The sequence below is a fragment of the Burkholderia sp. MBR-1 genome (genome assembly GCF_013822785.1).
GTDB lineage: Bacteria > Pseudomonadota > Gammaproteobacteria > Burkholderiales > Burkholderiaceae > Burkholderia > Burkholderia vietnamiensis.
In genome coordinates this window covers 219,934-246,575 of record NZ_CP053610.1, presented here as the reverse complement: position 1 = coordinate 246,575, position 26,642 = coordinate 219,934, and the positions used below count along the sequence as shown (strand labels likewise).

The following is a 26,642-nucleotide window of genomic DNA, read 5'->3' as shown; positions in this document are numbered from 1 at the left end:
AATTTACTAACAAGATTAGTCCATTTTCGCATTTATGCAAGGGTCGTCCCCTTTGCGGCGGCCGCCTCTGCGCCGATCATTCCGATATTTTTTGTCCATTCTGGACTGAGATTTTATTTTCTGCGTTAATGGGTGGGCGGACAGTGCGGCGGCATGCGATGCGGCTACGCACCCACCGCGCCGTCGCGGAACCGGATCGACCACGCCAAGGAACCACCATGAAGAGACTGATTGCCGCCGTTTCGATCGCCCTGCTCGCGGTATCGGCCGGCCCCGCCGTCGCGAAGGACTGGACCACGCTGCGGTTCGGCACCGATGCCAGCTACGCGCCGTTCGAATCGAAGGCGCCCGACGGCAAGCTCGTCGGCTTCGACATCGACCTCGGCAACGAAATCTGCGCGCGGCTGAAGGCGAAGTGCGTGTGGCTCGAGAACGATTTCGACGGGATGATCCCCGCGCTGAAGGCGAAGAAGTTCGATGCGGTGCTGTCGTCGATGTCGATCACACCGCAGCGCGCGGAACAGATCGGCTTCACGACGAAGATCTACAACCAGCCGACCCGTCTCGTCGTGAAGAAGGGCTCGCCGCTGCTGCCGACCGCCGAATCGCTGAAGGGCAAGTCGATCGGCGTCGAACAGGGCACCACGCAGGAGGCGTATGCGAAGGCGTACTGGGCGAAGCAGGGTGCGAACGTCGTGTCGTACCAGAACCAGGACGGCGTCTACGCGGACCTGACCGCCGGTCGCCTCGATGCCGCGCTGCAGGACGAGGTGCAGGCGGCGATCGGCTTCCTGAAGTCGCCGCGCGGCGCGGGTTATCAGTTCGTCGGGCCGGAGCTGGTCGACGAGAAGGTGCTCGGCATCGGCGCCGGCATCGGGCTGCGCAAGGAAGACACCGACCTGAAGGCGAAGATCGACCGCGCGATCCTCGACATGGTCAAGGACGGCACCTACAAACGGCTGGCGTCGAAGTACTTCGACTTCGATATCTACGGCGGGTGATGGGGCTGATGCGGCGGCGCGCCGCATGCTGCCGCGTATCGCAGGCATCGCGGACAGTTCGTTCCCGCCAGCAAGCACGGACGCTCGACGTCAAAACATGAAGGCAGCGCGCTGCTGCCGTCCACTGCCGCGCCGGTTTCGTCGCCCGTCTCGCGCGGCACGCTGCCGCGTATCGCCGGCATCGCGGACGATTCCCCCACGCCGCGAGCGCTCGACGTCAGAACGTGAAGATCGGGCGTCGCGGCACCCGCGCGCGCGCACACATGCCCATCCGGATCGGATTGGCGAGCGTGAAAGCACCGGCGCGACGCGGATGGCCGGGAATCAGCCGGATCCGCCTCGCGCCGAGCGCGCAAAGCTGGCCTGTCGATGCATGGCGGCCGGCCGCGCGCTGCGCGCTCGAGCGGCGATGCAACGCATCGCTGCGATCGCGGCCAGCCGGCAGCGGCGTGTGACGATGGTTCATTTTTGGTACCCCGTAGTCGCTGTGCTGCTTGTTTCGGCGCCCGGAAGACCCCGGCGCTCCGGCGACTCGACGACGGCCCTTGCCGCGCGGCGCGCGCCTGTCGCGCGCGCCGCCGCCCTCCCCGTGAGCTCGATTCCGGCCGTGTTCGTCCGTCGTGCTGCCGAACCGGCCGGATGCCCGTCGTCGACTTTCGCACCTCGACATTCGCAAGGAGCGCGCCAGGCGCGCGCAGGCCCGTCGCCACGGGGCTTTCGTCGGACGACTTGCGCCGCGAACCGGCGCCAGCAGGCCTGACGTTTCAAAACTGAAACACGCGATAGGGGAACGGCGACCGCACGGCGACGCGGAATACGCCGCAGGCCGATGCTCGGCGCGGGTGTGGAAAATTTGCCCGGCGCGTGCGGCGCGCCATGGCGGGCGATCGCCGCGCCGGTTCGCGCGCACGCCGGCACGAAACGTTTCACGGGCTTTACACAGAACCGCGAATCGCCCGCGCACGGGCGCACGGCCGGGACCCGCCGCAGCGCCGTTACGCGCCGCGTTCAGCCGACGCGCTGGTTGTCCGCGTCGCCGGCCGGCGAGCCGTCCTTGCCGTTTTCGCCGCCGTTGTCGTGATCGTTGAGCCCGTGCTCGATCATCATCCGGTACAGCGTCACGCGCGAAATGCCGAGTTCGGCGGCCGCCTTGTTGATCCGGTGATCGTTGCGCAGCAGCGCGTTCTCGATCGCCGTGCGCTCGGCGAGCGAGCGCGCCTGCTCGAGCGTCACGGGCTCCGTTTCGCCCGGCACGTCGAGCCCGAGATCGTGCGGCGTCAGCAGCCGGCTCTCGGCCATCACGATCGCGCGCCGCACGCGGTTGATCAGCTCGCGCACGTTGCCCGGCCACTCGTAGCGGCGCATCGCGTCGAGCGCCGCCGACGTGAAGCCACTGATCTTGCGGCCGCTGTCGGCCTTGTATTTCTGCAGCACGTAATGCGCGAGGATGTCGATGTCCTTGCCGCGCGCGCGCAGCGGCGGCTCGTGGATGCGCAGCACGCAGAGCCGGTGATAGAGATCCGCGCGGAAGCGTCCGGCCTCGACCGCGCCGTCGAGATCGACGTGCGTCGCGGAGATGATCCGCACGTCGACCGGAATCGATTCCTGCCCGCCGAGACGCTCGATCTTCCCTTCCTGCAGGAACCGCAACAGGCTCGCCTGGCTCTCGACCGGCATGTCGCCGATTTCGTCGAGGAACAGCGTGCCGCCGTTCGCCGACTCGATCCGCCCGGCGCGCCGCTGGTTCGCGCCTGTGAACGCGCCGCGCTCGTAGCCGAACAGCTCGGATTGCAGCAGATGATGCGGAATCGCGCCGCAGTTGATCGCGACGAACGGCCCCTTGCCGCGCACCGAGCGCTCGTGGATCGCGAGCGCGGTCAGCTCCTTGCCGGTGCCCGACTCGCCGGAGATGAACACGCTCGCGTCCGTCTTCGCGACCTTGCGAATCGTGCTGAACAACTGCTGCATCGCCTCGCAGTTGCCGATCATCCCGTGCTCGCCGATCGACGCCGCATACGCGGCGCCGTCGACGCGATCGAGCGCGGCCATCCCGCGCGCATGGCCGAGCACGTGCGAAATCCATTCGTACGGCAACGGCAGCGTCACGTAGTCGAAGCAGTAGCTGCGAATCATCTCGCGCACCGCGGCGCTGATCGTGACGCCGCCCTGCGCGACGGAAATCCAGCCGATCGCGGGCTGGCTCAGACACGCCTTCAGCGCCGGATAGTCGCGCGACGTGAAGCCGGTGAAATCGATGAGCCCGGCCGCGACGTTGACGCCGGATGTCATGTTCTGCGCGGCGCCGGCCGTCTTCGCGACCGAGACTTCCCAGCCAAGGTCGCGTAGTTGCGCGAGCAACGGTTCGTCGGGCGAACGCATGATCACGAACAGCTTGCGTCCTGCCTCGGGTGCGGTAACGGACAAGAGCGGCGTTTCGGCCGCCGTCGGGTTTGCATCGGGTGATTTTGCAACCATCGTTGTTCCCCGCTTGGCGTTGGTATCGTGCGCCGGCTCGTCGCGGCGTGCGACGCAGCTGTTCGAACCCACATATTGGCCGCATTTCCGTCCGAATAGAATCCCCCAAGGCAATAATCGCGCGGCCTGCGAATCGGTCGATGAACGGTATATCGATACCGCCGAGGGGCGGCTGGATGGGGGTTATCCCGATTGGTGGGATTTTCCGGGGCGCGCGCGAGCGGTCCGGGAGTGCGCCGGTCGGGAGCGGGCCAGGCGCTGGACGGATGCGGGACGGGCGTGGGTCGGACCGACGCGGGCGCGGCGGCGCTCGCAGTGCGCAGCGCGGGCCGCGCATGCGTAACCGTTTTCCGATTGACCTCGGTCAATCGTCGGATGAAGGCGTCGATGATGCAGGAACGCAACACGCGCCGGTCAGGGCGCCGCAGCGCACCCGTTGCGCCCCCCAGCGCCCCTCACCCCGCGTCAGCGCGTCGAAGCGATCGGCCCGAGCGCACCGGCGCGACCGCGGCCGACCGACGGGAGGCTGGCCGCGCGCGATGCGGCGACGAGCCCATCCACCCGGGCGAGATGATGGCGGTTGTCGTGGTCCCACGGATGGAAGCCCGGCCGGAAATAGCTGAGCCATTCGCGCGCGATGCGCGGAAACAGCCCGCGGCGCGGCCCGTACAGGAACGCGATCATCCGCAGCATCCCGCGCAACCGGTGCCGGATCGCTCGATCGCGCGACAACAGCGTGACGTGCAGCAGGAACACGGTCGGCCAGAACGTCAGCGTCGTCAGCAGATAGGCGCCGATCCGGATCAGATAGCGACGCGGGCCGGGGCGGATCGCCGCGTTCCAGACATCGAACGACACGGCCTTGTGCTCGGTTTCCTCGAGCGCGTGCCACAGCCACATCTGCCGATAGCCGTCGACCGAGCCGTCGAGGCGCGTCGGGTCGCTCAGCAGCCAGTCGGCGAGCATCGCCGTGTAGTGCTCGGCGGCCACCGTATGCGCGAGCTGCATCGAATGCGGCAGCTTGCGCTTCAGGTACCCGAGCACGGTCCAGATGCGCTTGTCGAGCTTGCGCGCCGGCAGCCGGTTCGCCTGCATCAGCTCGTTGTATTCGACGTGTTCGCGCGTGTGCATCGCCTCCTGGCCGATGAAGCCGAGCACCTGCTGCTTGAGCAGCGGATCGTCGATGCGGTCGCGGTAGTTGCGCACCGAGTCCATGAAAAAGCGTTCGCCGGCCGGAAACAGCAGCGACAGCGCGTTGAAGAAGTGGGTCACGTGCGGGCCCATTGCGTGCCAATCCTTTGCGCGCTCGACCGCCAGCTCGAAGCGCAGGTCGCGGCGCACCGGCATCACGTCGGCCGCGATGGCGGCGGCGGAAGCGGCTGACTTCATGTTGGTCGTTCTCCTTGCTGCGGGCAGCCTCGAAGGCCGTGCGGCGCGCACGCCGTCCCGCAACGTACTGATCTTGACATCGATAGATGTAAAGATAGGCGCCGTCCGGTGGCGCGGGCAAGCCGAACGGTAGACGCGCGCTTCCAAACGGCGCACCGGGCGCGGCGTCGCAAAAACGGCGTTCGTGCAGCGTGTGGATGGACCGCGATTCGAACGCGCGAACCGTTGCGCGACCGGCACGCGCGGCACCCACGCGCGTGGCGGTATCGCCGCGAAAGCCCCGTGCGGCGGACGCTCCCGACGATCGCAACGCGGCTTGCGACGCGCCGCGGTACGCGCGTGCCGCCACGATTCATACGCGAGCTGCGACCGCCCGGTGCAGCGCGATCGATCGGATCGCAGCCGAATTCAAACGCGCGTTCCATTCGGGTTTCGCGCGCGCCGACGCCAGCGGCCGCGCCGGGCGCGCGGCGCCCGCCCGGCCATGCGCGCGCCGCGTCCGGTGACGCGCGGCGGGCTCGCCTACAATAGCGGTCTTACTCAACCCCTCTCAGGAGAAGTCATGTCCGTCACCACGACCGCATCGGGCCTCAAAATCGAAGACCTGACCGAAGGCACCGGCGCGGAAGCCGCCGCGGGCCAGACCGTCAGCGTCCACTACACGGGCTGGCTGACCGACGGTCAGAAATTCGATTCGAGCAAGGACCGCAACGACCCGTTCGCGTTCGTGCTCGGCGGCGGCATGGTCATCAAGGGCTGGGACGAAGGCGTGCAGGGCATGAAGGTGGGCGGCGTGCGTCGCCTGACGATTCCGCCCCAACTCGGCTACGGCCCGCGCGGCGCAGGCGGCGTGATTCCGCCGAACGCGACGCTCGTGTTCGAAGTCGAGCTGCTCGCCGTCTGACACAGCTGCCGACGCCCTCCCGATGGAACGCGTGCCGTCTCCCGCCATCGCGCTGCGCCGTTACGACACGTGCGAGGCGTCGGACGTGCACGATTTCCATCAGGTCGTGCTGGGCGTCGACGGCGCGATGGTGATGGCGGTCGACGGCGTCGGCCGCCGCATCGACCGGCATGCGGCATGGCTGATCCCGGCGGGCGCGCGCCACGAGTACGCCGGGCTCGGCGAGAATCGCCAGCTCGTGCTCGACCTGCCCGCCGCGTCGCTGGCGCTGCCGCAGCGTCTGTTCGACCGCGCACGCGCGGTGTCGATCGATCCGGCGCTGACGTCGCTGGTCGCGCAGCTCGCGACGGCCGCCGCGCAGCTCGACGGGCCGGCCGACGCCGCGCGCGCGCATCGTTTCCAGTGGCACGCTGCGGCGCGCCTGTGCGACGCGCTGCTCGACGACGCCAGCCTCGCCGCGCCCGCTGTGGGCCTCGATTTCGCGCGCATCGACCGCTGGCTGCGTGCGCGGCTCGCCGAGCCGCTGCGCATCGCGGATCTCGCCGCGCACTGCGGTTACGGGATGCGCCGCTTTCATCAGCTGTTCATCGACGCGTTCGGCGAAACGCCGCACCGCTACCTGCAGCGGCTACGGCTCGACGCGGCCGTCGTGCTGCTCGCCGACGGCCGTCATCCGCTCGTCGACATCGCCGGCATGGTCGGCTTCGCCGATCAGAGCACCTTCACGCACGCGTTCACGAAGCGCTTCGGCGTCGCGCCCGGGCGCTGGCGCAGCGAGCGGCACTGAAAGGATTGGGGCGGCTCGGGCGCTGCTGCTGTCACGCCGCCGCATCGCGCGGCATCCGCATGGCGTTGCTTGCTTCACGTCCTCATCGGCGGTGGCGTCGGGCACACGCGCTGCCGTCAAGCCGTCGCATCGCGCGGCCACCCGCATGGCGTTGCTTGCTTCACGTCCTCATCGGCGGTGGCGTCGGGCACACGCGCTGCCGTCAAGCCGTCGCATCGCGCGACATCCGCATGGCGTTGCTTGCTTCACGTCCTCATCGGCGGTGGCGTCGGGCACACGCGCTGCCCTCACGCAGCCGCATCGCGCGGCCACCCGCCTCGCATCCTCATCCTCAGCAACATCGATACTTCACCGCAGGCCGAAACATCCCGCACCCGACGCGTCCTACGATACGCGCATGGACACGTCACGCTCCCCCGCCCTGCCGCCCGCGCTCGCACGCGTCGTGGCAACCGTCAGCGTCGGCTTCGTCGTCACGCAGCTCGACGTCACGATCGTCAACATCGCGCTCGCGCATCTCGCCGGCGATCTGCACCTGCCGGTCGCCGCGCTGCAGTGGGTCGTCGATGCGTACACGCTCGCCTTCGCGGTGCTGATGCTGACGGGCGGCGCGCTCGGCGACCGCTTCGGCGCGCGCCGCCTGTACGTCGCAGGCCTCGTGCTGTTCTCGGTCGCGTCGCTCGCGTGCGGCGCTGCCGTCTCGCCCGCGATGCTGATCGCCGCCCGCGCGGCGCAGGGCATCGGCGCGGCGGCAATGCTGCCGAATTCGCTCGCCTTGCTCAACGACGCGTGCCGGCACGACCCGCGGCTACGCGCGCGCGCCGTCGGTGCATGGACGGCCGCGGGATCGATCTCGATCGCCGCCGGCCCGGTGGTGGGCGGGCTGCTGATCGCCGCCTGGGGCTGGCGCGGCATCTTCCTCGTGAATCTGCCGCTGTGCGCGGCGGGGCTCGCGGCCACGTTCGCGTGGGTGCCCGCGCGGCGCGCCGATGCGGCGCCGCCGCCGGCCGCCGCGCGCCTGCTCGACGTACGCGGCCAACTGATCGCGATCGCGATGCTCACCGCGCTGACCGCCGCCGTGATCGAATGGCGGCCGCTCGGCTTCGTGCATCCGGTCGTCGCGGGCGGCTTCGCGGTGGCGGCACTCGCCGCGCTCGCGTTCGTCGCGGTCGAGGCGCGCAGCACGGCGCCGATGCTGCCGCTGTCGCTGTTCCGTCGCCGCACGTTCAGCGCGGCCGTGCTGTTCGGCGTCTGCGTGAACCTCACCTATTACGGCACCGTGTTCGTGCTCGCGCTGTATCTGCAGCGCGTGCGCGGCGAAACGGCGCTGCAGGCGGGCCTCGCGTTCCTGCCGCTGACGGGCGGCTTCCTGCTGTCGAATCTGGCGAGCGGCCGCGCGGTCGCGCATGACGGCCCGCGCATGCCGATGTTGGCCGGTGCGCTGGTCGCGGCCGTCGGCTACGGATCGCTGCATTTCGTCGACGCCCAGACGCCGCTGCCGCTGCTGCTCGTGCCGTTCCTGCTGATCCCGGCCGGCATGGGCTTCGCGGTGCCGGCGATGACGACGGCCGTGCTCGCGTCGGTCGAGCCCGCGCGCGCGGGCATCGCGTCGGCCGTGTTGAACACCGCGCGTCAGGCGGGCGGCGCGATGGGCGTCGCCGCCTTCGGCGCGCTCACCGGCGCGGGCGGCGCAGCGCAGACCGTCCACGGCCTGCGCGTCGAAACCGCCGTGTCGGTAGCGCTGCTGATCGCCGCCGCGTTGCTCGCGACGCTGGTGCGGCGCGACGCGCATCGCGACCCACATCGTGACGCGGCGGCCGCACGTCGGCCGGTGTCGGCCGCGGACTGATCGGCAGGTCCATCGTCGGCGCACGACGAGCCGGCCGATCGCAGACGCCAACCGCGATTGCGCGATGCGCAGCCGCGCGTCAGCGCGGCCCGTTCGAATCGTCGACGACCTTGCGCACGAACGTTTCCGCCGCCTTCACCGCGCGCCCGTCGTCGTGCCGCAACGCGATCTTGCGCAGCGCGCGGCCGGTGTTGCGATCGATCAGCACCGAACGCGGCTCGCCACGCTCGAACAGATTCGCCTCGCCCCACTGCCGCAACATCACGATGACGGGGAACAGCCCCTCGCCCTTCTTCGTCAACGCGTACTCCTGATATGCGCTGCCGTCCGATGCGGGCACGACTTCGAACACGCCGGCGTCCACCAGCATCCTGAGCCGGTCGGACAGGATGTTGCTCGCGACGCCGAGGCTCGCACGGAAATCGCCGAACCGCCGCACGCCGTCGAACGCGTCGCGCACGATCAGCAACGCCCAGCGATCGCCGACGATATCGGTCGCGCGCGCCACCGGGCACGGCGAATCCGCAAGACTTCTCTGTCTGGCCATATTGCTCTCCGCTTTCCTTTCGGCCACGTGGGCCGCTCTCGATGCGCGGGCCTGTCGCCCGACGCCTTTTCGGTTGCATTTTAAAACTTGTCTTCCTACACTCCAACACGTTTCTATTTGCAACTACTTTCATGAGAACGTCGATGGAATCGTCCTGCTGTTCCGACCTGGCCGCGTCGGCTGCGCCGCCGCTCGCCGCGAACCAGGCCCGCGTGCCGACCGCGACCGTCGCGTTGCTCGCGGTCTGCTGCGCGGCGAGCGTCGCGAACGTGTACTACGCGCAACCGCTGCTCGATTCGATCGCGCGCGAGTTCCGCGTCGCGCCGGCCGCGATCGGCGGCGTCATCACCGCGACGCAGCTCGGCTGCGCGCTCGCGCTGCTGTTCGTCGTGCCGCTCGGCGATCTGCTGAACCGCAAGCGCCTGATCGCCGTGCAACTCGTCCTGCTGGCGGCGGCATGCACGTGCGTGGCCACGGCGTCGACACGCATCGCGTTGCTGGCCGGCATGGTCGCGCTCGGCCTGCTCGGCACCGCGATGACGCAAGGACTGATCGCATGCGCGGCCGCGCTCGCGGCGCCCGGCGAGCGCGGCCGCGTGGTCGGCGCGGCGCAGGGCGGCGTCGTGATCGGCCTGCTCGCCGCACGCTCGCTCGCGGGTGTGGTGACGGACCTCGCCGGCTGGCGCGCGGTGTATCTGGTGTCGGGCGCGGCCGCGCTCGCGATGCTCGCGGCGCTCGCCCGCCTGTTGCCGGCCATCGACGCGCCGCGCGAGCGGATCGGCTATGCGGCGCTGCTCGGCTCGATGGTCACGCTGCTGCGCACCGAGCGCGTGCTGCGCGTGCGCGGCGCGATCGCGCTGCTGATGTTCGCCGCGTTCAGCATCTTCTGGAGCGCGCTGGTGTTGCCGCTCAGCGCGGGACCGGAGCCGATGTCGCATACGCAGATCGGCGCCTTCGGGCTGGTGGGCGCGCTCGGCGCCGCTGCGGCCGCACGCGCGGGCCGGCTCGCCGATCGCGGGCGCGGCGAGGCGACGACGGGCGCCGCGCTGCTGCTGCTCGCGTGCGCGTGGCTGCCGCTCGCGTTCGCGGGCACGTCGATCGCGTGGCTGGTCGTCGGCATCGTGCTGCTCGACGTCGGCGGGCAGGCCGTCCACGTCGTGAACCAGAGCATGATCCTCGGCGCGCGGCCCGATGCGCACGCGCGCGTGGTCGGCTGCTACATGCTGTTCTATTCGGCGGGCAGCGGGCTCGGCGCGATCGCCTCGACGATCGCATATGCGCACGCGGGCTGGCTCGGCGTCTGCGCACTCGGCGCGGCGGTCAGCGTGGCCGCGTCGTGCGTATGGGCCGCGACGCTCGAGCGCCGATAGCACACGCCGAACACGTCGCGCCGCCCGCGCGGCGGCCATGCAACGAACGAAAAAAACGGCTCGCCGAAGTCGGGCGAGCCGGTCCGTGCCCCGGCGCGAGGTCGCCCTGCGCGCCGGTCGCGGTGCGTCACGCGTCACGCGTCGCGCGCTCAGCTGGCCGCGCGGATCGCCTCTTCATAGACGCCGGCGACGCGCCGCGCGATCACCGCATTGTCGAAGTGCTCGCGCGCATAGCGCTTGCATGCGACTTCGTCGGGCAGCGCGATCGCGCCCGACAGCGCGCCGCCGATCCCTTCCGCGATCGCGTCGGCGCCGGTCGACGGCAGCACGAGGTCGCTCGACAGCCCCGCGACGGCCTCCGGCAGCCCGCCGACCGGCGTCACCAGCACCGGCGTGCCGGACGCCAGCGATTCGACGGTGATCAGCCCGAAGCCTTCGAGCGCGACCGTCGGCACGACGCTGACCGTCGCCGCGCGGTACAGCGCCGCGAGATGGTTGTCCGGCACGAACCCGAGCAGTTTGACGTTGTCCTGAAGCCCCGCGGCGTCGATGCGCTGCTGCAGCTCCTCGCCGATCTTGCCCTTGCCGGCGATCAGCAGCAGCACGTCGGGATGACGACGCTTGACGATGCCGATCGCGTCGATCAGGTCTTCCAGCCCCATGCGCCGCACGAGCCGCCGCACCGCCAGCACGATCGGGCGGTCCTGCGGCAATTGCAGCTTGTGGCGCGCATCGGCCGGCGTGAGCGGCGTGTCGAACTGCGCGGTGTCGACGCAGCCGGGAATCACGCGCACGCGCGACGGATCGATGCCGTAGCGGTTCGTCAGGATCTGGCCGAACGCCTGCGACAGCACGATCAGGCGCGACGAGCGCACGTAGACGGCCTGTTCGAGATAGCGCTTCGCGCGCTGTCCCAGCGACGCGGCGCCCTCTACCTGACTTTCGTCGGCCCACGGCCCCTGGAAGTGCGACACCTGCGGAATCCCGCGCGTGACGTCGAGGCCCGGGAACGTATAGAGGGCGAAGTGCGACGAGATCACGTCGGGCCGCGCGCTGCGGATTTCGTCGCGCAACGCGCGGCGCGCGGCGAGCATGCGGCGCGCGAGCGGCTGCGATGCGGGCCCGAAGCCCTGGATCGCGCCGCCCGTGTCGTTGGCGACCTTCGGCGAGCCGGCCACCAGCCCGCGCACCTCGACGCCCGCACCGGGCAGCGCGCCGACGAGCGAGTAGTACATCCGGTCGAGGCCGCCCGCACGTTCGGGGAACCAGTGCATGCCGATCTGCAACGATTTGATCGGCCGGGAAGATTGATTCATCAGTTGCTCCGAGAAACTCGCCAGGTCCGCCGCACGCATGCGTGCGCCGGATCGCGCGATCAGCTGTGGGAATGCGCCGCGGTCAGGCGGCGGAACACGTCAACACGATTGCTCCTGCGTGAGCGCATCGTCGGCGCGCTCGAACGCGACCGGCTGCGACGGTTCGCCGATGCGCCGGTACAGCGCGACGTACTGCGCGCCCATGTGCGCCCAGCCGAAGCGCGTCATCAGTTCGCGCGCGGCTTCACCCATCGCGCGGCAGGTCTCGCGCGACGCGGCGAGCGAGCCGATCGCCTGCGCGAGCGCGGCCGGATCGTCCGGGTCCTCCAGCACGATCCCGCAGTCGCGCGTGATGATCTCCGCGCCGCCGGCGGTGCGCGCGGTGACGACCGGCAGCCCGGCCGCCATCGCCTCGAGCAGCGACAGGCTCATCGCTTCGTAGCGCGACGGGAACACGTACGCGTCGACCGAGCGCATCAGCGTCGGCATGTTCTTCACCAGCCCGAGGAAATGCACGCGCGCGTCGATGCCGAGCGCGCGCGCCTCGTCCGGATACGGGCTGCCGGGCAGATAGCCGGCCACCGCCAGATGCACGTTCGCCGGCAACTGCGTCAGCGCCTTCAGCACGGTGCCGAGGTTCTTGCGCGGCGTGCGCAGGTCGCCGACGAACAGCAGCAGGAACGCGTCGTCCGGCAGCTTGAAGGCCGCGCGGTCGGCCTGCGCGTGCGCGAACGCGCCGGCGTCGACGCCGTTGTAGATCACGCTGATCTTGCGGCTGTCGATGCCGAGCCCGGCGATCTCGTCGGCCACCTTCTGCGACACGGCAGTGATCGCACTCGAGCGCCGGTATGCCCAGCGCTCGAGCGCCGTGTTCACGCGCGTATAGACGTACTGGTACGCGGACCACAGCCCCTTGGTCAGCCCGAACGGGTAGTACGGGCTCTTGAACCAGCCGCCGTGCACGAAGTGCGCGGTGTTCACGTCCGCGCGGACCCACGAGATGAAGCCGTTCACGTGCAGCACGTCGTACTCGGCGCGATGCGTGCGCAGCCACCACGCGCTCTTGAGCGCGAACACCTGCTGCTTGACGAGATTCGACGGCCACCAGCGCCCGGCCTTCACCGGCACCCAACGCACGCGCGGTTCGGCCAGCAGCTCGGGCGCGACGTGCGACGCGACCAGCGTGACCTCGTAGCCCTCGGCCAGCGCGGCGCGCGCGATTTCGTAATTGACGCGGCCCTGCCCGTCGTTATGACGCACGACATGCGTGACGATCGCGATTCTCAATGGTCGCCTCCCCGTGAACGCGCGGCGGCCAGCAGGCGCTGCGCCTTCTGCCAGTGCGCCGCGGATAGTATGGAAAAAATGGCCGTGTACATCAGCAGCCCACCCGTGCCGATCAGCGAGTTCGTGAAGACCAGCATCGCGAACGTCGACAGACACAGGCTCAGGCACGCGCCGACGAACTTGTCCTTGCGCAGCTTGAACGCGGCGCGCAACGTGCGGCCGAACAGCATCACCACGCCGGCGAGATACAGCAGCGTGCCGGGCCAGCCGAGCACGAACGGCACGTTCATCACGCCGCTGTCGAAGCTGCCGTACTTGCCGAGCTCACCGCTGTCGCTCGACAGCTTCGTCGAGGCGCCGGTCGCGCCCATCCCTTCGCCGGCGACGTCGGTGAACGCGGTCTGCGCGAAGGTCGCGTAGAATTTGTTCCGGTCGTCGTAGCTGCGGTCGTCCTTCAGGTTCGTGATCGATTCCAGACGCTGACCCAGCCGGTCGGCCACCGGCCCGACGGTCAGCAGCGGCACGCACAGCCCGACCAGCACGACGCCGCTGATCAGGATGCGCATCCGCACGCGATTGCTCGACTGCACGAGCTGGATCGCGAGCGCGATCACCCAGCCGCCCCAGGTCGAGCGCACCAGGCACAGCGCGAACGACACGAAGCCGGCCGCGCCGGCGACCCAGCGAATCCGCTGCGGCGCGACCAGCACGAACACGAGCGCGCCCATCATCGCGAACGCGAACGGCCCCGACGAGTTCATCGTGCTGAACACCCGCACGCCGTACGGCACCGGCTCGCCCTGCGAGCCCATCTGCGAGCCGACCATCCACAGCACGTCCCACTGCGGCATCACGAAGTACTGCACGACGCCGTACACGCCCATCACGAGCATGCCCCACATGAAGGTGGCGAGCAGCACGTCGCGGTACTCGGGATAGTTGCGCGCGTTGACCATGATGTGAAAGCCGATCAGGATCGGATACAGCCAGTTCGCGAGGTCGTAGGTCGCGGCCATCACGCCGCTCGACACGATGCCGACCAGATACGCGTACACGAGCCCGAACAGCATCAGCAGCACCGGAATCCCGCGCCGCTGCGCGAGCACGCGGTAATGCCGGATCAGGCCGAGGCCGGCGATCATCGTGACCGCGAGCGGCGCCACCTGGATCAGGCTCGTCGGCGTGAACGCGCCCTTCGACCAGTCGGCCAGCCGCCGCACTTCGGGGCTCAGGAACCACACCCACCACATGAAGCCGACATAGCGCGCCGGGCTCTTGAAATACAGCCAGACGCCGACCGCGATGGCGAGCACCGGGAACGCGAGCGTCAGCACCTTGCCCTGGTGCACGGCGATCAGCGCGGCGGTAAACGACCACAGCGCGGCCTGCCCGGCCCAGTGCTTCGGCTCCGCGAACCAGCTGCGGCTGCGCGACGGCGCGCGTTCGGCGGCGATCGTACTCATCGATCCGCACTCATCGCGACGAAGGCTGCGAATCCGCGAGCGGCATCGCCAGCTCCGCCGCCGCGGGCGTGCGCCGCCCGCGCAGCAGGTCGCGGGTGATCCGCACGTGCTGCTCGGCGAACGCCTGCGTGGTCAGATTGCGCTCGCGCAGGCAGGCCGCCGCGGCGCGCGCGCAGGCGAGCGCGGCCGACGGATCGGCGACGAAGCGATCGGCGGCCTGGCGCATCGCCTGCGCGTCGAACGCCGGCACGTACGCGGCCGTGTCGTGCGGGAAGTAGTCGCTCAGCCCGCCCACGTCGGACACGATCATCGGCTTGCCGACCGCCGCCGCCTCGAGCATCACGGTGATGCCCGACGCATGGAAGTTCGGCCGCAGCGGCACGACGATCACGTCGGCCCACGCGTACAGCTCGTGCTGTTTCGCGAGCCCCGACGCGGAGCCGATCTGCACGTTCGGCGCATGCCATTCGCGCGGCACGCGCCGCCGCGTCGCGAGCCGCACGTCGTAGCGCGCGTCGCCGCCGAACGCGGCCAGGAAGGTGCGCCAGTCGCGATCGCGGTCGTTGCCGATCGCGGCGATCCGCAGCGGCCGGCCCGGCTGCCATTGCACCGGCTCGATCGGCGGAAAGTCCTGCGTGTTCAGGCCGTAATAGACGAACGTCGCGTCGCGCCCGAGATAGCGGCGGCACAGCTCGGCGTTGTCGCGCGCGAGCGTGGTAAGCACGTCGGCGCGCGCGACCAGCTTGCGGTACAGCCAGCGGCGCGGCGCGCCGAAGCTGCTCCACTTGTCGAACAGCCACACGCTTTGCGCGAGCAGCAGCGGGCGCTTGCCCTGCGCGCCCGCGAGCTTGAGGATCAGCGCGGCCGCGAGGTGCTCCTGCTCGGTGTGCGTCCAGATCACGTCGGCGTTCAGCAACGCGCCGCGGTTGCGCCAGGCGTGCACGACGTCGAAGCCGAGCGCGGCCTTCAGCGCCCGCCGCGCGACGCCCGCGACGCGATTCTCGCGGCGGTCCTGCGAATAGCTCAGCCGGAATTCGTCGGACTCCGCGTGGTGATAGCCGTACAGGCAGCCGATGTTCTCGCCTTGGCGGTAGGTCCGCGGATCGGCGCCGTAGAACAGGTGCACGTGAACTTTCGTTGCGGTCATGAATGCCCTCCGGGGGTGGCCGTGCGCGCTGCGCGCGGCCGGTTCAAGACGTCACCGGCGGCATCGCCGCACGATGGGGGGCAAGGTTCGCGCGGCGCGCCTCGCGGGCGCCGCGGCGCACCGCGCGCCAGTGCTCGCGCACGCGCTCGCGCCGCGCCGTATGCAGCGACAGCAGCAGATGCGCGAGGCCCGGATAGACGCGCGTGCCGACCAGCGTCCACCACCACCACGCCAGCTCGCGGCGCAGCGGCGGCAGATGCTCGCGCAGGATCAGATGCAGGTTGTATGCGCCGTTGCTGATCGCATTCAGCGACGCCGCATCGCGCCGGTCGTCGTCGAAGCGTTCGGCCGGAAAGTGATCGACGGCGATCGCCGGGTCGTAGACGAGCTTCCAGCCTTCGCGCTGCACGCGCATGCTGAACGCCATGTCGTTGTGCACCTGTGCGCCGGCGCCGCGCAGGCGCGCGTCGAAGCGCAGGCGCTCGATCGCCGCGCGGCGATAGCTCATGTTGGCGCCCTTCAGCATGTCGACCTCGCGCGCGCCGCCGACCCCGAGATGGTGATTGCCGACGATCTTGCCGGACAGCGTGAGCTGGCCGACGCGCTCGCGCGATTCGTCGAGCACGCGGCCCTTCTCGTGCACCCAGTCGCGGCCGCCGACCGCGCCCACGCGCGGGTCGGCCGCGAACGCGGCTTCGATGCGCGCGAGCCAGTCGGCGCGCGGCGCGGCGTCGTCGTCGGTGATCGCGACGATGTCGCCGCTCGCCGAATCGAGGCCCTGGTTCAGCGCGGCGACCTGCCCCGGCACATCGACCGGCACGATGCGCAGCGGCAGCGTGCCGGCCACGGCCGGATCGGCGAGGCGCTCGTGGGTGGCGTCGTCCTCCGGGCGCGCGACGACGATCACCTCGTCGGGCAGCCGCTGCTGCCGCTGCAGCGCGAGCAGGCAGCGCGCGAGGTCGGCAGGGCGCCGGTAGGTCGGAACGAGCACGGAAATTTTCATCGGGTGTTCTCCAGTCGGCCGGGCCATGCGGTCATGCGCTCAGGTATTCGTGGACGGCCGCGTAGCCGCGGCCGTAGCCGCGCGCCTTCGGCGCCACGCCGTTGAAGATCCCGCCTTCCAGATCGACGCCCGCCGTGCGCAGCCGCTTGATCGCATCGGCGATCTCGCCTTCGGTGTGCATGCCGGAGCGCAGCACCAGGAAGGTCGCGCCCGCCATGCGGCCGATGATGGTCGCGTCGGTCACCGCGAGCACCGGCGGCGAGTCGATCAGCACGACGTCGTAGCGCTTGCCGAGCCCTTCGAGGTATTGCGGCAGCCGCGTCGACATGAGCAGCTCCGACGGGTTCGGCGGCCGCGTGCCGGCCGAAATGAACGACAGGCCCTGCACCGGCGTCTCGCGCACGGCGTCCTCGAGCGGCGACTGGTCGCTCAGCAGCTCGGACAGGCCCGGCTGCACGGTAAGGCCGAAGTAGCGGTCGAGCATCCCGCGGCGCATGTCCGCGTCGATCAGCAGCACGCGCTTGCCCGAATGCGCGAGCAGCACCGCGAGGTTGACGGTCAGGAAGCTCTTGCCGATGCCCGGCGTCGGGCCGGTCAGCACGATCACGCGGCTCTGCGCGTCGAGCATCGCGAACTGCATCGCGGTGCGCAGGCTGCGCATGCTTTCGACGCTCAGATCCTTCGGGCGCAGGCTCGCGAGGATCGGCCGCGCGCGCGCGCCGCTCTTCTCGGCCATCGCGTCGAGCTTCACCTGCTCGGCGCTTTGCGGCACCAGCCCGTAGAGCGGCAGGTTGAAGGTGCGCTCGACGCGGTCCGGATCCTCGATCCCCTGGAACAGGTTGCGGCGCAGGAACACGATGCCGGTGCCGAGGATCAGCCCGAGGAACACCGCGGCCGACAGGATCAGCACCTTCTTCGGCTTGACCGGATCGCCCGGGCGCAGCGCCGAATCGACCAGGTGGATGTTGCCGCCCGTGCCGGCCTTCTGCACCGACAGCTCCTGCACGCGGTTGAGCAGCAGCACGTAGATGTCTTCGGCGACCTTCGCGTCGCGCTGCAGCTGCACGGCCTTCACCTCGGTCGCGGGCAGGCTGCGGAAGCGGTTGCTGAACTTGTCCTTCTCGGCCTGCAGCTCGGCGAGCTGCTGCTTCGCCGCGATCACCATCGGATGCGAGTCGGTGAAGCGCTGCGCGAGCGAGGCGAGCTGCAGCCGCTGCGCGGCGATCTGCTGCTCGTACTGCACGCTGCCTTCGAGGTAGACCTTCGCCTCGTCGCTCGCGTTGATCGAGCCGGAGGTGCGCTGATACTCGGTGAGCGCGGCTTCCGCGCGCTCGAGATCGGCCTTCAGGCGCGGCTCCTCGCCCTTCAGGAAGTCGAGCATCTTGGTCGCTTCGGCCTGCTTCGCGATCACGTGCTGGTTCAGGTACGACTGCGCGAGCGCGTTCGCGATCGCGGCGGTCTGCTCGGGGTTCTTGCCTTCGAGCGAGATCTGCACGACGCCCGTCTGCTTGCCCTGCTCGGACACCTGGATGCCCGACTGGAAGCCGGTGATCGCGTCGAGATCGTTGTAGCGCACCACGGTGAACTGCGTGCCCGGACGCGCGATGAGCTTCTGCACCAGCAGCGTCACGCCGCCGCCCTGCTCCGTTTCGCCGACGCGGCCCGCGAGCAGCCGGCGGCCGTCCGGGTCGACCAGCGTGTAGGTGCCGTCGGGGCCGGCCGTCAGCGTCATCTTCTTGCCTTCGAGCGCCGGCACCACGTTCACGGTGTCGATGTCGGCGACCTCGCCGCCCCACGCGTACGAGCGCAGCCCGAACCACGCGCGCGACGGCTGGCCCGGCGTCGCGATGCGCGCGGCCAGGCTGCCGAGCAGCGGCAGCGTCTTCGGCACGACCGAGAAGTTCAGCTTGAACTGCTCGACCACCGGCGCCACCACGCCGCGGCTCTTGATGATCTCGATCTCGGCATCGGTCGGCGCCTGCTGCGGACCGCTGTTGATCATCGCACCCGTCTGCGTCTGCGTGAGCGCCTGCGTCGTGTTGTCGTTGCCCTCGACGCGCACGTGCACGTCGGCCTGATAGACCGGCTTCGCGACGTAGCAATAGAGGCCGGCGAGCGCGACGACCGTCACGGCGATGCCGAGCAGCAGCCAGATGTCGTCCATGATGACCTGGAGCAACTGGCCGAGGACGACGTCCTCTTCGTCGGTTTTCGCGGTCAGGTCCGCGTGGGAGTGTTTCGCTTGCGTGTTCACCATTCGTTCCCGCTTCAGTGGTGCCGGGGGGCAGGCGCCGCCCCGGCGGGCTATCAGCGCGTGATTTGCCGCATGTAGAAGATCGTCTGGATCGTCGGCAGCACCTGCTGCAGCACACGGTTGAACTGCACCGAGCTGGCCGTGCTGACGTACACGACGTCGAGCGGCTGCAGCGGGAAGCGGCTCGACAGCATCAGCGCATCCGGCTGCGTCATGTCGAGACGGAACACTTCCGGCTTCGTCGGGTTGTCGCGCATGCCGCGCATCACGTAGATCTTGCGCGGGTTCGCGTCGGTGTCGAGGATGCCGCCGCCGGCCGTCAGCGCGTCGGCGATGGTCAGGCGGCCCTTGAGCATCGGCACCGTGACCGGCGTCTTCACCTCGCCCATGATGAACACGCGGCTGTCGCTGCGGTCCGGCACGTTGATGATGTCGCCCGGTTGCAGCATCACGTTCTGCTTCACTTCGCCGCGATCGAGCACGCCGTTCGCGTCGAGCGTGTAGAGCTTGCCGTCGCGCGTGAGGCGCACGCGCTGCAGGTCGGCCTCGGCGGTCGAGCCGCCCGAGCGCGAGATCGCGTCGACGAGCGTGAGCGGCACATCGCTCACCGCGAGCGGCCCCGGCTGCTTCACCTCGCCGGTGACCTGCACCTTCTGGCTGCGGAACGACAGCACGCGCACGTCGAGCTGCGGATTCTTCACGTAGCGCGCGAGGCTCGACGCCATCTGCTCGCGGATCTGCGCGACCGTCTTGCCCGCCACGCGAATCCGGCCGACGAACGGGAAGAAGATCGTGCCGTCCGCGGCGACGGTCTGGCCGTACGGGTCGGCCTGGCCCGGCAGCGCCGACGTATACGGCTGCTGCAACGCCCCGGCCACCGACTGCGTGGTGTTGCCGCCGCTCGAGAACGACTGGCCCTGCGGCGTCGTCAGCTCCGGGTGATCCCACACCGTGACGCCGAGGATGTCCTGCGGGCCGACGCGATACACGTACTGCGACGGATCGGTGTAACGGCCCGGCGGCAGCGGATGCTCGATCTGCTGCTTCTGCAACTGATCCATCACCAGCTTGGCGTCGATGTAATGAACCGGATAGGTCTCGGGCTGGCCTTGCCGGCCGTCGTCCTTCAGGTTCGACGAGTCGAGATAGTTGCCGGGCGCGCTCGCGCAGGCCGACAGGAAGGTCGTCAGCGCGACGGCGAGCGCCAGCGGGCGCATGGGACGTTTCAGCATAGTTTTTGCAGCCATCCTTGAACCAGACGTTCGATCAATGAGTAGCTCTCGCGATAGTCGGCCTCGGGGCCGCCATGCGGATCGGCAATCTCGGCGTCCTCCCACTTGCCCAGCAGGTGGACCTTGCCGCGCGCGAACGGATCGACGGCCTCGACGGCCGCGATCTGCCCGCGCTCGCTGACGAGAATCAGGTCGGCGTCGCGCACGATCCGGCGCGACAGCCGCCGCGAACGATGCGTCGTGGCATCGACGCCGCGCTCGGCGAGCAGGCGCCGCATCACCGGATCGATGCCGTCGCCGTCGTTCGCACGCACGCCCGCGGAATGGAACGTCGGGCGCGGGCCGCCGCGCGACGCGGCATGCGACTTGAACAGCATCTCGGCCGCCGGGCTGCGGCAGACGTTCGCGTGACAGACGATCAGGATGTTCCGGAACATGGCGTGTCGCTTCGGGTGACGGGTAGCGGCGCGTGCGTTACGCGCTCGCGCGCGCGGCGGCCGGCGCACGCGCGGCCACGGCCTGACGCGAACCGGGGCGGCCGATCGGGTGGTATTCGATGCCCTGCTCGCTCATCGTCTCCGGCTCGTACAGGTTGCGGCCGTCGAAGATCACCGGCGACTTCCACAGCCGGCCGAGCGTGACGAAATCGGGGCTCTTGAACGCCTTCCATTCGGTGACGATCACGAGCGCATCGGCGTCGCGCGCGGCCTGCGCCTCGTCGTCGACGAACGTCAGGCGCTCGAGCCAGCTCGGGTGATCCGCGAGATCGAGCGCCAGCACGCGGCGCGCCTCCTGCTGCGCGACCGGGTCGTACGCCGCGATGCGCGCGCCGCGCGACAGCAGCTCGGCGATCAGCTCGCGGCTCGGCGCCTCGCGCATGTCGTCGGTGTTCGGCTTGAATGCGAGGCCCCAGAGCGCGAACGTGCGGCCGCTGAGATCCTCGCCGAAGCGCGCGACGATCTTCTCCGCGAGCACGCGCTTTTGCGTCGCGTTCACCGACGACACGGCCTTCAGGATCTGCAGCGACTGGCCGTGCTCGTCGGCCGTGCGGATCAGCGCCTCGACGTCCTTCGGGAAGCACGAGCCGCCGTAGCCGCAGCCCGCATACAGGAAGTGATAGCCGATGCGCGGATCGGAGCCGATCCCGCGGCGCACGGCTTCGATGTCGGCGCCGAAGCGGTCGGCCAGGTTGGCGAGCTCGTTCATGAACGAGATGCGCGTCGCGAGCATCGCGTTCGCCGCATATTTCGTGAACTCGGCCGAGCGCACGTCCATGTACAGCGTGCGTTCGTGATTGCGGTTGAACGGCGCGTAGAGCTTCTTCATCAGCTCGCGCGCGCGCTCGCCCGGCACGTCGTCGTCGCAGCCGATCACGATGCGGTCGGGTCGCGTGAAGTCGTCCACGGCCGCGCCTTCCTTCAGGAATTCCGGGTTCGACACGACCGAGAACATCTGGCCGTCCTCGCCGCGCTTCGCGAGCTCGTCGGCGACGGCCGCGCGCACGCGCTCGGCGGTGCCGACCGGCACCGTCGACTTGTCGACGATCACCTTGAAGCCCTTCATGTAGCGGCCGATGTTGCGCGCCGCCGCGAGCACGTACTGGAGGTCGGCCGAGCCGTCCTCGTCGGGCGGCGTGCCGACCGCGATGAACTGCACGTCGCCGTGCGCGACCGCGGCCTCGATGTCGGTCGAGAAGCGCAGGCGGCCGGCCGAGCGGTTGCGCGCGATCACTTCCTTGAGGCCCGGCTCGTGGATCGGCACGCCGCCGGCGTTCAGGATGTCGATCTTCGCCTGATCGACGTCGAGGCAGAACACGTCGTGCCCGATGTCGGCGAGACAGGCGCCGGTGACAAGACCTACGTAACCGCTGCCGATGATAGTCAGATTCATGATGTGTCGGACCTCTTGACCAATGATTCGAAATGCGTGGAACCGGGTGTTGCGCGGGACCCGGCGTCAGTAAGCGTTGCTGCCCGTGAAGCCTTTCCAGAGCGTCAGCACGACGATCTTGATGTCGAGCCAGAACGACCAGTTCTGCATGTAGTACAGATCGAGCTTCACGCGGCCCATCATCTTCTCGATCTGGTCGGTCTCGCCGCGATAGCCGTTGATCTGCGCCCAGCCGGTGATGCCCGGCTTGATCCGGTAGCGGAACATGTAGCCCTTCACCAGATCCTTGTAGATGTCGTCGTGCGCGAGCGCGTGCGGCCGCGGGCCGACGACCGACATCTCGCCCTTCAGCACGTTGATGAACTGCGGCAACTCGTCGAGGCTCGTGCGGCGCAGGAAGCGACCGACCGGCGTCACGCGCGAGTCGTTCTTGGTCGCCTGCGTGACCTGGCCCGCCGTCTCCTGATGCACCTTCATCGAGCGGAACTTGTAGATCTCGAACTCGTGCCCGTCGATGCCCTTGCGCTTCTGGCGGAAGAACACCGGCCCGCGCGACGTCAGCTTGATCAGGCAGGCGATCGCCAGCATCAGCGGCGCGAGCATCGTCAGCGCTGCCAGCGCGAACAGCCGGTCGAACACGAACTTCGGCAGGATCCGCACGTCGGTGATCGGCGACGCCGCGAGGTTGATCGCCGGCACGCCGAGCAGCTCGACCACTTCCTGGTTGAAGAACGACAGCGTGCGCACGTCCGGGATGAAGCGGATGTTCACGAAGTCGTGGCGGAACACCGTCACGATCTGATGAATCCGGCGCTCCTCGGTGATCGGCAGCGCGAGCCACAGCTCGCTGAGCGCGCGGCTGCGCACCAGCCACACGAGCGATTCGAACTGCCGCTCGATGCGCACGTCGTCGAGCGCGACTTCGCCGGGCGCACCGCTTTCGTCGTACACGCACACCGGGTTGAAGCCGGCTTCGGGACGCGCGCGCATCTGCGCGATCAGCCGCCGCGCGGCCGGCGTGCCGCCGACGATCGCGACCGCCTTCAGGTTGTAGCCGCCGCGCCGCAGCTGCCGCAGCACGACGTGCACGCAGGCCTTCGAGCCGGCGAGCAGCGCGGTCGTCACGAGCGCCCAGTAGCCGAGCCACAGTCGCGACAGCTCGCCCGACTGGTGAAAGCTGAAGCTCATCAGGATGCCCGCGAGCTCGACCACGAGCCACGCGAACGCGACGCGCACCATCAGCCCGACCAGACGCTTGCCGCGCCACGACTGATAGATGCCCGCGGCGGGAAAGAACACGACGACGAGCAGGCAGTCGAACAGGACCGTCGTGCGTTGCAGGTCGTTGAGCCAGATGCTGCCGCCGTGCAACGCGGCGGCGAGCAGCGCTCCTGCCACGACCATCGCGATATCGATGACTCTCGCCAGCACGCTCAACATGTCAGCTTCCTCTTTGAACAGGCGTTTGCCGAACCACTCCTCGTACGACCCGTGCCGCACTTTCGATTCAAACGTTGCATGACGCTATTGAAGCGACAAGAAAATCCACTCTCAAGCGCACAAGTATTTCGAAAAATAATCGGAAATTCTTGCCGCGCAATTCGTGAATTAATTCGGCAGCTTTTCCCGAATCGGCGCTGCCGAGGGGAATTTCATGGAACTTTACGGATCGGCCCGGAGCTTTACGGGAAGCGGCTGCTGGCCGCATCGGCGAAATATTTTTTTATTTTTTTATTTACGTCTGACGAGTGGCTGTAAAAATTTCCCGGAAGCGTCGGCGCTGAATATTACAGAATGCCGCCGGTTTTATTGTCGATTTACTTCATGCTACAAACGGGCACTGACTCTAATCGAGGAGAGTGTCATCATGAATGCTCCGGCCGTGGCAGCAGTGGCAGCCGATACGCCCCCCAGTTCCGCCGCAACCGACGCCGCACTGCGCGTCGCGGTGCAGCCGGTGATTCTCGCCGGCGGTTCCGGCACGCGCCTGTGGCCGATGTCGCGCGAGCACTATCCGAAGCAGCTGATCGGCCTGCTCGGCGATCATTCGCTGCTGCAATCCACCGCGCTGCGCCTCGACGGTCTGGCCGCGTCGCATCCGGTCAACGACGACGTGCTGATCGTGTGCGGCGAGGATCATCGCTTCACGACCGCCGAGCAATTGCGCGTGACCGGCAAGCGCGCGTCGATCATGCTCGAGCCGCTCGGCCGCGATACGGCGCCGGCGCTGACGCTCGCCGCGCTGCGCATCGTCGCCGACGGCAGCGATGCGGTGATGACGGTGATGCCCGCCGACCACGCGGTCGCGGATCGCGCGCGCTTTCATGCGGCCGTCGCGGCCGGCGTGCATTGCGCGGCGCAAGGCAAGATCGCGACGATGGGGATCGTGCCGGCGCGCGCGGAGACGGGCTACGGCTACATCCGCGTCGGCGCGCCGCTCGGCGATGCGGCCACCGGCGGGCTGGACGTGCGCCGCCTCGACCGCTTCGTCGAGAAGCCGCATCTCGAACTCGCGCGGCAGTACGTCGAATCGGGCGAATACTGGTGGAACAGCGGGATCTTCATCGTGCGCGCGTCGGTGTGGCTCGACGCGATCCGCCGGCTCGAGCCCGAGATCCATGCGGCCTGCGAACAGGCGGTTGCGAACGGCAAGCAGGACGGCGACTTCTTCCGCGTCGATCGCGACGCGTTCGCCGCGTCGCCGTCGAACTCGATCGACTACGCGGTGATGGAGCCGCTCGCGAGCCAGCCGCAGCTGTGCGAGAGCGTGGTCGTGCCGCTCGACGCGGGCTGGTCGGACGTCGGCTCGTGGGACGCGATCTGGCAAATCCTGCCGAAGGACGACGCCGGCAACGTCGGCCGCGGCCACGTGCTGTTCGAGAACGCCGACTCGACGTTCGCGCATGCGGAGAGCCGCTTGGTCGCCTGTGTCGGCACGCAGAATCTGGTCGTCGTCGAGACGCCCGACGCGGTGCTCGTCGCGGACAAATCGCGCGTGCAGGACGTGAAGAAGATCGTCGGCCGCATCAAGGCCGAACGCGGCGCGGAAGCGACCGACCATCGCAAGGTTCATCGGCCGTGGGGCCACTACGACTCGGTCGACATGGGCGAGCGCTTTCAGGTCAAGCGCATCGTCGTGAAGCCGGGCGCGCGGCTGTCGCTGCAGATGCACCATCACCGCGCCGAGCACTGGATCGTCGTGCGCGGCACGGCGCGCATCACGCGCGGCGACGAAACCTTCCTGCTCTCCGAAAACGAATCGACCTACATTCCGCTCGGCGTGTCGCACCGGCTCGAGAATCCCGGCAAGATGCCGCTCGAACTGATCGAAGTCCAGTCGGGCGCGTATCTCGGCGAGGACGACATCGTCCGCTTCGACGATACCTACGGACGCCAATGACGCAACGCCTGCCGGGCGCGCGGCTTCGCTTCAATGGCGCGCCCGGCAGGCAACGTTGCGCTCGAGGACCACAAAAAAAGCGGGCGCCGTGTGACACACGGCGCCCGCTTTTTGGTCAGGACCGCGATCAACCCACGCGATACGCGTACTCGCGGCGATCGGGCTGCACGGGATCGTTGCGGCCTTCGGCCAGCGCGGCGCCGCGACGCTCGGCGATGAAGCGCTTGATGTCCGACTCCGCCCGCGCGAGCGCGGACAGGCCGGCCAGCACTTCGCCTTGCGGTGCGTGCACGGGCTCGTCGCTCGCGCCGTGGCGATCGATCCACTGGCGCGCCCAGTCGAGCGCGTACTGCTCGGCTTCGTCCGCATCGGTGAAACGCGGACCGATCAGGCCCGAGCGCTCGACGCGACGGCCGTCCTGCGTGATCTCGGCCCACGCGCGATACATCAGGTTCTGCACCGGCTGCGCGCTGCCGTAGATCGTATAGCCGCGATACTCGTCGACTTGCGGCTCGGCCGACGCGAAGCTTGCGGAGGACGGCCGGCCCTGACGCAGCCCGGCCGGGCGTGCGCCCGGCACGGTGAACGGCGATGCGGACGCACGCGCCGATTCGACGGCGGCGTCGCTCGACATCGTGGCCAGCGCCGTCGCACCTTCGCCATCCCAAACGTTTGCGCGCGCAACCGGTAGTTGCCACGATTCGGGGTTTTGCCAGAACACGCCGCGCAGGCGGTCGTTGTCCTGCACGGGCTCTGCGCGCGATGCCGGCGCGGCGGGCGCGGGCGGCGGCGGCACGTAGGCGAACGTGCGCCCGCTGAACTGCGTCAGCACGTCGATCATCTGAAGCAGCGTGCCGTTGGCGAGCCACTCCTCATAGCGGCGACGGCACGTCGGCCCGGACGGATAGCGCCCGGGAAGTTTGGACCATGCCTCGCCCGTCGTCAGGATCCACAGGACCGCGTTGGCAACGACGCGCGGTTCGGCACGCGGGCGGCCTCGGCGGTTCAGCCGGATCGGTTCATCGGCAATCAGCGTCGAAAGACGAAACCACTCTTCATCGGTAAGCTCATCGAAGAACATAGTAGATCTCTCCACGCAGCCAGGCCGGGGCTGCGATTGTCGCCGCCGCGTCACGCATCGCGTGACGCGGCGGCCCGGTTGCACATTATGTTTATCCGAATGTTGTGCATGCCGGCGCGGCACCGCCCTTCAACGGTGCCGCCATTCCCGGCAATGGCGCACAAATCACGGTCTCACTCCAATGTGGGAATTTTTGTGCACGAAGCATACCATCCTCAGGGTTTATCTCAATATGACAATGACTTAA

Annotated in this window: 21 protein-coding genes; 6 read left to right on the top strand and 15 right to left on the bottom strand. The window is 68.9% G+C overall.

Features of this window, described 5'->3' with window-relative positions:
- Positions 1-218: 218 nt before the first annotated feature.
- On the top strand, positions 219-1,001 hold the full coding sequence (locus MBR110_RS15995; protein ID WP_034194975.1) for an ABC transporter substrate-binding protein: 783 nt from the start codon (positions 219-221) through the stop codon (positions 999-1,001).
- Positions 1,002-1,218: 217 nt separating this feature from the next.
- On the opposite strand, the gene MBR110_RS15990 is transcribed toward MBR110_RS15995, so the two are convergent.
- The 3 genes from MBR110_RS15990 to MBR110_RS15980 form a co-directional block, all read right to left on the bottom strand.
- Positions 1,219-1,467, bottom strand: coding sequence for a hypothetical protein (locus tag MBR110_RS15990; protein ID WP_014724625.1), 249 nt, complete (start codon positions 1,465-1,467; stop codon positions 1,219-1,221).
- A gap of 542 nt (positions 1,468-2,009) precedes the next feature.
- Positions 2,010-3,476 carry a sigma-54 dependent transcriptional regulator gene (locus MBR110_RS15985; RefSeq protein ID WP_011881549.1) on the bottom strand — a complete coding sequence of 489 codons (1,467 nt, stop codon included), beginning with the start codon at positions 3,474-3,476 and terminating at the stop codon, positions 2,010-2,012.
- A gap of 465 nt (positions 3,477-3,941) precedes the next feature.
- Entirely contained in the window at positions 3,942-4,865 is a 924-nt protein-coding gene (locus MBR110_RS15980) for a metal-dependent hydrolase (RefSeq protein WP_011881548.1), read from the bottom strand.
- 562 nt (positions 4,866-5,427) lie between these two features.
- Between MBR110_RS15980 and MBR110_RS15975 the strand changes: the two genes are divergently transcribed.
- From MBR110_RS15975 to MBR110_RS15965, 3 genes are all read left to right on the top strand, one after another.
- Positions 5,428-5,769, top strand: a complete 342-nt coding sequence (locus MBR110_RS15975) for an FKBP-type peptidyl-prolyl cis-trans isomerase (RefSeq protein ID WP_011881547.1) — start codon at positions 5,428-5,430, stop codon at positions 5,767-5,769.
- Positions 5,770-5,791: 22 nt separating this feature from the next.
- Complete coding sequence (locus tag MBR110_RS15970; RefSeq protein WP_045578189.1) at positions 5,792-6,556, top strand: AraC family transcriptional regulator; 765 nt, start codon at positions 5,792-5,794, stop codon at positions 6,554-6,556.
- Positions 6,557-6,953: 397 nt separating this feature from the next.
- Positions 6,954-8,405: an MFS transporter gene (locus tag MBR110_RS15965; protein WP_011881545.1), complete on the top strand. Its 1,452-nt coding sequence runs from the start codon at positions 6,954-6,956 to the stop codon at positions 8,403-8,405.
- A 79-nt stretch (positions 8,406-8,484) separates the two neighbouring features.
- Here MBR110_RS15965 and MBR110_RS15960 read toward each other — a convergent pair whose 3' ends face one another.
- Entirely contained in the window at positions 8,485-8,952 is a 468-nt protein-coding gene (locus tag MBR110_RS15960) for a winged helix-turn-helix transcriptional regulator (RefSeq protein ID WP_011881544.1), read from the bottom strand.
- A gap of 143 nt (positions 8,953-9,095) precedes the next feature.
- Here MBR110_RS15960 and MBR110_RS15955 point away from each other — a divergent pair, with 143 nt between their 5' ends.
- Positions 9,096-10,322, top strand: a complete 1,227-nt coding sequence (locus MBR110_RS15955; RefSeq protein WP_011881543.1) for an MFS transporter — start codon at positions 9,096-9,098, stop codon at positions 10,320-10,322.
- A gap of 149 nt (positions 10,323-10,471) precedes the next feature.
- On the opposite strand, the gene MBR110_RS15950 is transcribed toward MBR110_RS15955, so the two are convergent.
- From MBR110_RS15950 to MBR110_RS15905, 10 genes are all read right to left on the bottom strand, one after another.
- On the bottom strand, positions 10,472-11,638 hold the full coding sequence (locus tag MBR110_RS15950) for a glycosyltransferase family 4 protein (RefSeq protein ID WP_011881542.1): 1,167 nt from the start codon (positions 11,636-11,638) through the stop codon (positions 10,472-10,474).
- A 99-nt stretch (positions 11,639-11,737) separates the two neighbouring features.
- The gene (locus MBR110_RS15945; RefSeq protein WP_059695993.1) at positions 11,738-12,925 is read right to left on the bottom strand and encodes a glycosyltransferase family 4 protein; all 1,188 of its coding nucleotides are present in this window, start codon (positions 12,923-12,925) and stop codon (positions 11,738-11,740) included.
- Complete coding sequence (locus MBR110_RS15940) at positions 12,922-14,388, bottom strand: glucose-6-phosphate isomerase (protein ID WP_011881540.1); 1,467 nt, start codon at positions 14,386-14,388, stop codon at positions 12,922-12,924. The genes MBR110_RS15945 and MBR110_RS15940 overlap by 4 nt, the downstream gene beginning before the upstream one ends.
- 10 nt (positions 14,389-14,398) lie before the next feature.
- Positions 14,399-15,535, bottom strand: coding sequence for a glycosyltransferase family 4 protein (locus tag MBR110_RS15935; RefSeq protein ID WP_059453491.1), 1,137 nt, complete (start codon positions 15,533-15,535; stop codon positions 14,399-14,401).
- A gap of 43 nt (positions 15,536-15,578) precedes the next feature.
- Complete coding sequence (locus MBR110_RS15930; RefSeq protein WP_034194968.1) at positions 15,579-16,538, bottom strand: glycosyltransferase family 2 protein; 960 nt, start codon at positions 16,536-16,538, stop codon at positions 15,579-15,581.
- A gap of 31 nt (positions 16,539-16,569) precedes the next feature.
- A complete protein-coding gene (locus MBR110_RS15925; protein ID WP_011881537.1) occupies positions 16,570-18,795 on the bottom strand; it encodes a polysaccharide biosynthesis tyrosine autokinase in 2,226 nt (741 codons plus the stop codon).
- Positions 18,796-18,845: 50 nt separating this feature from the next.
- Complete coding sequence (locus tag MBR110_RS15920; protein WP_059462387.1) at positions 18,846-20,024, bottom strand: polysaccharide biosynthesis/export family protein; 1,179 nt, start codon at positions 20,022-20,024, stop codon at positions 18,846-18,848.
- Positions 20,018-20,461 (bottom strand): low molecular weight protein-tyrosine-phosphatase, encoded by a 444-nt coding sequence (locus tag MBR110_RS15915; protein ID WP_011881535.1) that lies wholly within the window; start codon positions 20,459-20,461, stop codon positions 20,018-20,020. Before MBR110_RS15915 ends, MBR110_RS15920 begins: the two co-directional genes overlap by 7 nt.
- A gap of 37 nt (positions 20,462-20,498) precedes the next feature.
- A complete protein-coding gene (locus MBR110_RS15910; RefSeq protein ID WP_011881534.1) occupies positions 20,499-21,914 on the bottom strand; it encodes a UDP-glucose dehydrogenase family protein in 1,416 nt (471 codons plus the stop codon).
- 66 nt (positions 21,915-21,980) lie between these two features.
- A complete protein-coding gene (locus tag MBR110_RS15905) occupies positions 21,981-23,354 on the bottom strand; it encodes an undecaprenyl-phosphate glucose phosphotransferase (protein WP_011881533.1) in 1,374 nt (457 codons plus the stop codon).
- A gap of 427 nt (positions 23,355-23,781) precedes the next feature.
- Between MBR110_RS15905 and MBR110_RS15900 the strand changes: the two genes are divergently transcribed.
- The gene (locus MBR110_RS15900; RefSeq protein ID WP_011881532.1) at positions 23,782-25,314 is read left to right on the top strand and encodes a mannose-1-phosphate guanylyltransferase/mannose-6-phosphate isomerase; all 1,533 of its coding nucleotides are present in this window, start codon (positions 23,782-23,784) and stop codon (positions 25,312-25,314) included.
- A gap of 127 nt (positions 25,315-25,441) precedes the next feature.
- On the opposite strand, the gene MBR110_RS15895 is transcribed toward MBR110_RS15900, so the two are convergent.
- Positions 25,442-26,395, bottom strand: a complete 954-nt coding sequence (locus tag MBR110_RS15895; RefSeq protein WP_045578194.1) for a transposase — start codon at positions 26,393-26,395, stop codon at positions 25,442-25,444.
- Positions 26,396-26,642 lie beyond the last annotated feature (247 nt).

What these genes read in the sequence shown, in the direction of transcription:
- MBR110_RS15995 (WP_034194975.1), top strand. Translation starts at nt 219, where the DNA reads ATGAAGAGACTGATTGCCGCCGTTTCGATCGCCCTGCTCGCGGTATCG.
- MBR110_RS15990 (WP_014724625.1), bottom strand. Translation starts at nt 1,467, where the DNA reads ATGAACCATCGTCACACGCCGCTGCCGGCTGGCCGCGATCGCAGCGAT.
- MBR110_RS15985 (WP_011881549.1), bottom strand. Translation starts at nt 3,476, where the DNA reads ATGGTTGCAAAATCACCCGATGCAAACCCGACGGCGGCCGAAACGCCG.
- MBR110_RS15980 (WP_011881548.1), bottom strand. Translation starts at nt 4,865, where the DNA reads ATGAAGTCAGCCGCTTCCGCCGCCGCCATCGCGGCCGACGTGATGCCG.
- MBR110_RS15975 (WP_011881547.1), top strand. Translation starts at nt 5,428, where the DNA reads ATGTCCGTCACCACGACCGCATCGGGCCTCAAAATCGAAGACCTGACC.
- MBR110_RS15970 (WP_045578189.1), top strand. Translation starts at nt 5,792, where the DNA reads ATGGAACGCGTGCCGTCTCCCGCCATCGCGCTGCGCCGTTACGACACG.
- MBR110_RS15965 (WP_011881545.1), top strand. Translation starts at nt 6,954, where the DNA reads ATGGACACGTCACGCTCCCCCGCCCTGCCGCCCGCGCTCGCACGCGTC.
- MBR110_RS15960 (WP_011881544.1), bottom strand. Translation starts at nt 8,952, where the DNA reads ATGGCCAGACAGAGAAGTCTTGCGGATTCGCCGTGCCCGGTGGCGCGC.
- MBR110_RS15955 (WP_011881543.1), top strand. Translation starts at nt 9,096, where the DNA reads ATGGAATCGTCCTGCTGTTCCGACCTGGCCGCGTCGGCTGCGCCGCCG.
- MBR110_RS15950 (WP_011881542.1), bottom strand. Translation starts at nt 11,638, where the DNA reads ATGAATCAATCTTCCCGGCCGATCAAATCGTTGCAGATCGGCATGCAC.
- MBR110_RS15940 (WP_011881540.1), bottom strand. Translation starts at nt 14,388, where the DNA reads ATGAGTACGATCGCCGCCGAACGCGCGCCGTCGCGCAGCCGCAGCTGG.
- MBR110_RS15935 (WP_059453491.1), bottom strand. Translation starts at nt 15,535, where the DNA reads ATGACCGCAACGAAAGTTCACGTGCACCTGTTCTACGGCGCCGATCCG.
- MBR110_RS15930 (WP_034194968.1), bottom strand. Translation starts at nt 16,538, where the DNA reads ATGAAAATTTCCGTGCTCGTTCCGACCTACCGGCGCCCTGCCGACCTC.
- MBR110_RS15925 (WP_011881537.1), bottom strand. Translation starts at nt 18,795, where the DNA reads ATGGTGAACACGCAAGCGAAACACTCCCACGCGGACCTGACCGCGAAA.
- MBR110_RS15920 (WP_059462387.1), bottom strand. Translation starts at nt 20,024, where the DNA reads ATGCTGAAACGTCCCATGCGCCCGCTGGCGCTCGCCGTCGCGCTGACG.
- MBR110_RS15915 (WP_011881535.1), bottom strand. Translation starts at nt 20,461, where the DNA reads ATGTTCCGGAACATCCTGATCGTCTGTCACGCGAACGTCTGCCGCAGC.
- MBR110_RS15910 (WP_011881534.1), bottom strand. Translation starts at nt 21,914, where the DNA reads ATGAATCTGACTATCATCGGCAGCGGTTACGTAGGTCTTGTCACCGGC.
- MBR110_RS15905 (WP_011881533.1), bottom strand. Translation starts at nt 23,354, where the DNA reads ATGTTGAGCGTGCTGGCGAGAGTCATCGATATCGCGATGGTCGTGGCA.
- MBR110_RS15900 (WP_011881532.1), top strand. Translation starts at nt 23,782, where the DNA reads ATGAATGCTCCGGCCGTGGCAGCAGTGGCAGCCGATACGCCCCCCAGT.
- MBR110_RS15895 (WP_045578194.1), bottom strand. Translation starts at nt 26,395, where the DNA reads ATGTTCTTCGATGAGCTTACCGATGAAGAGTGGTTTCGTCTTTCGACG.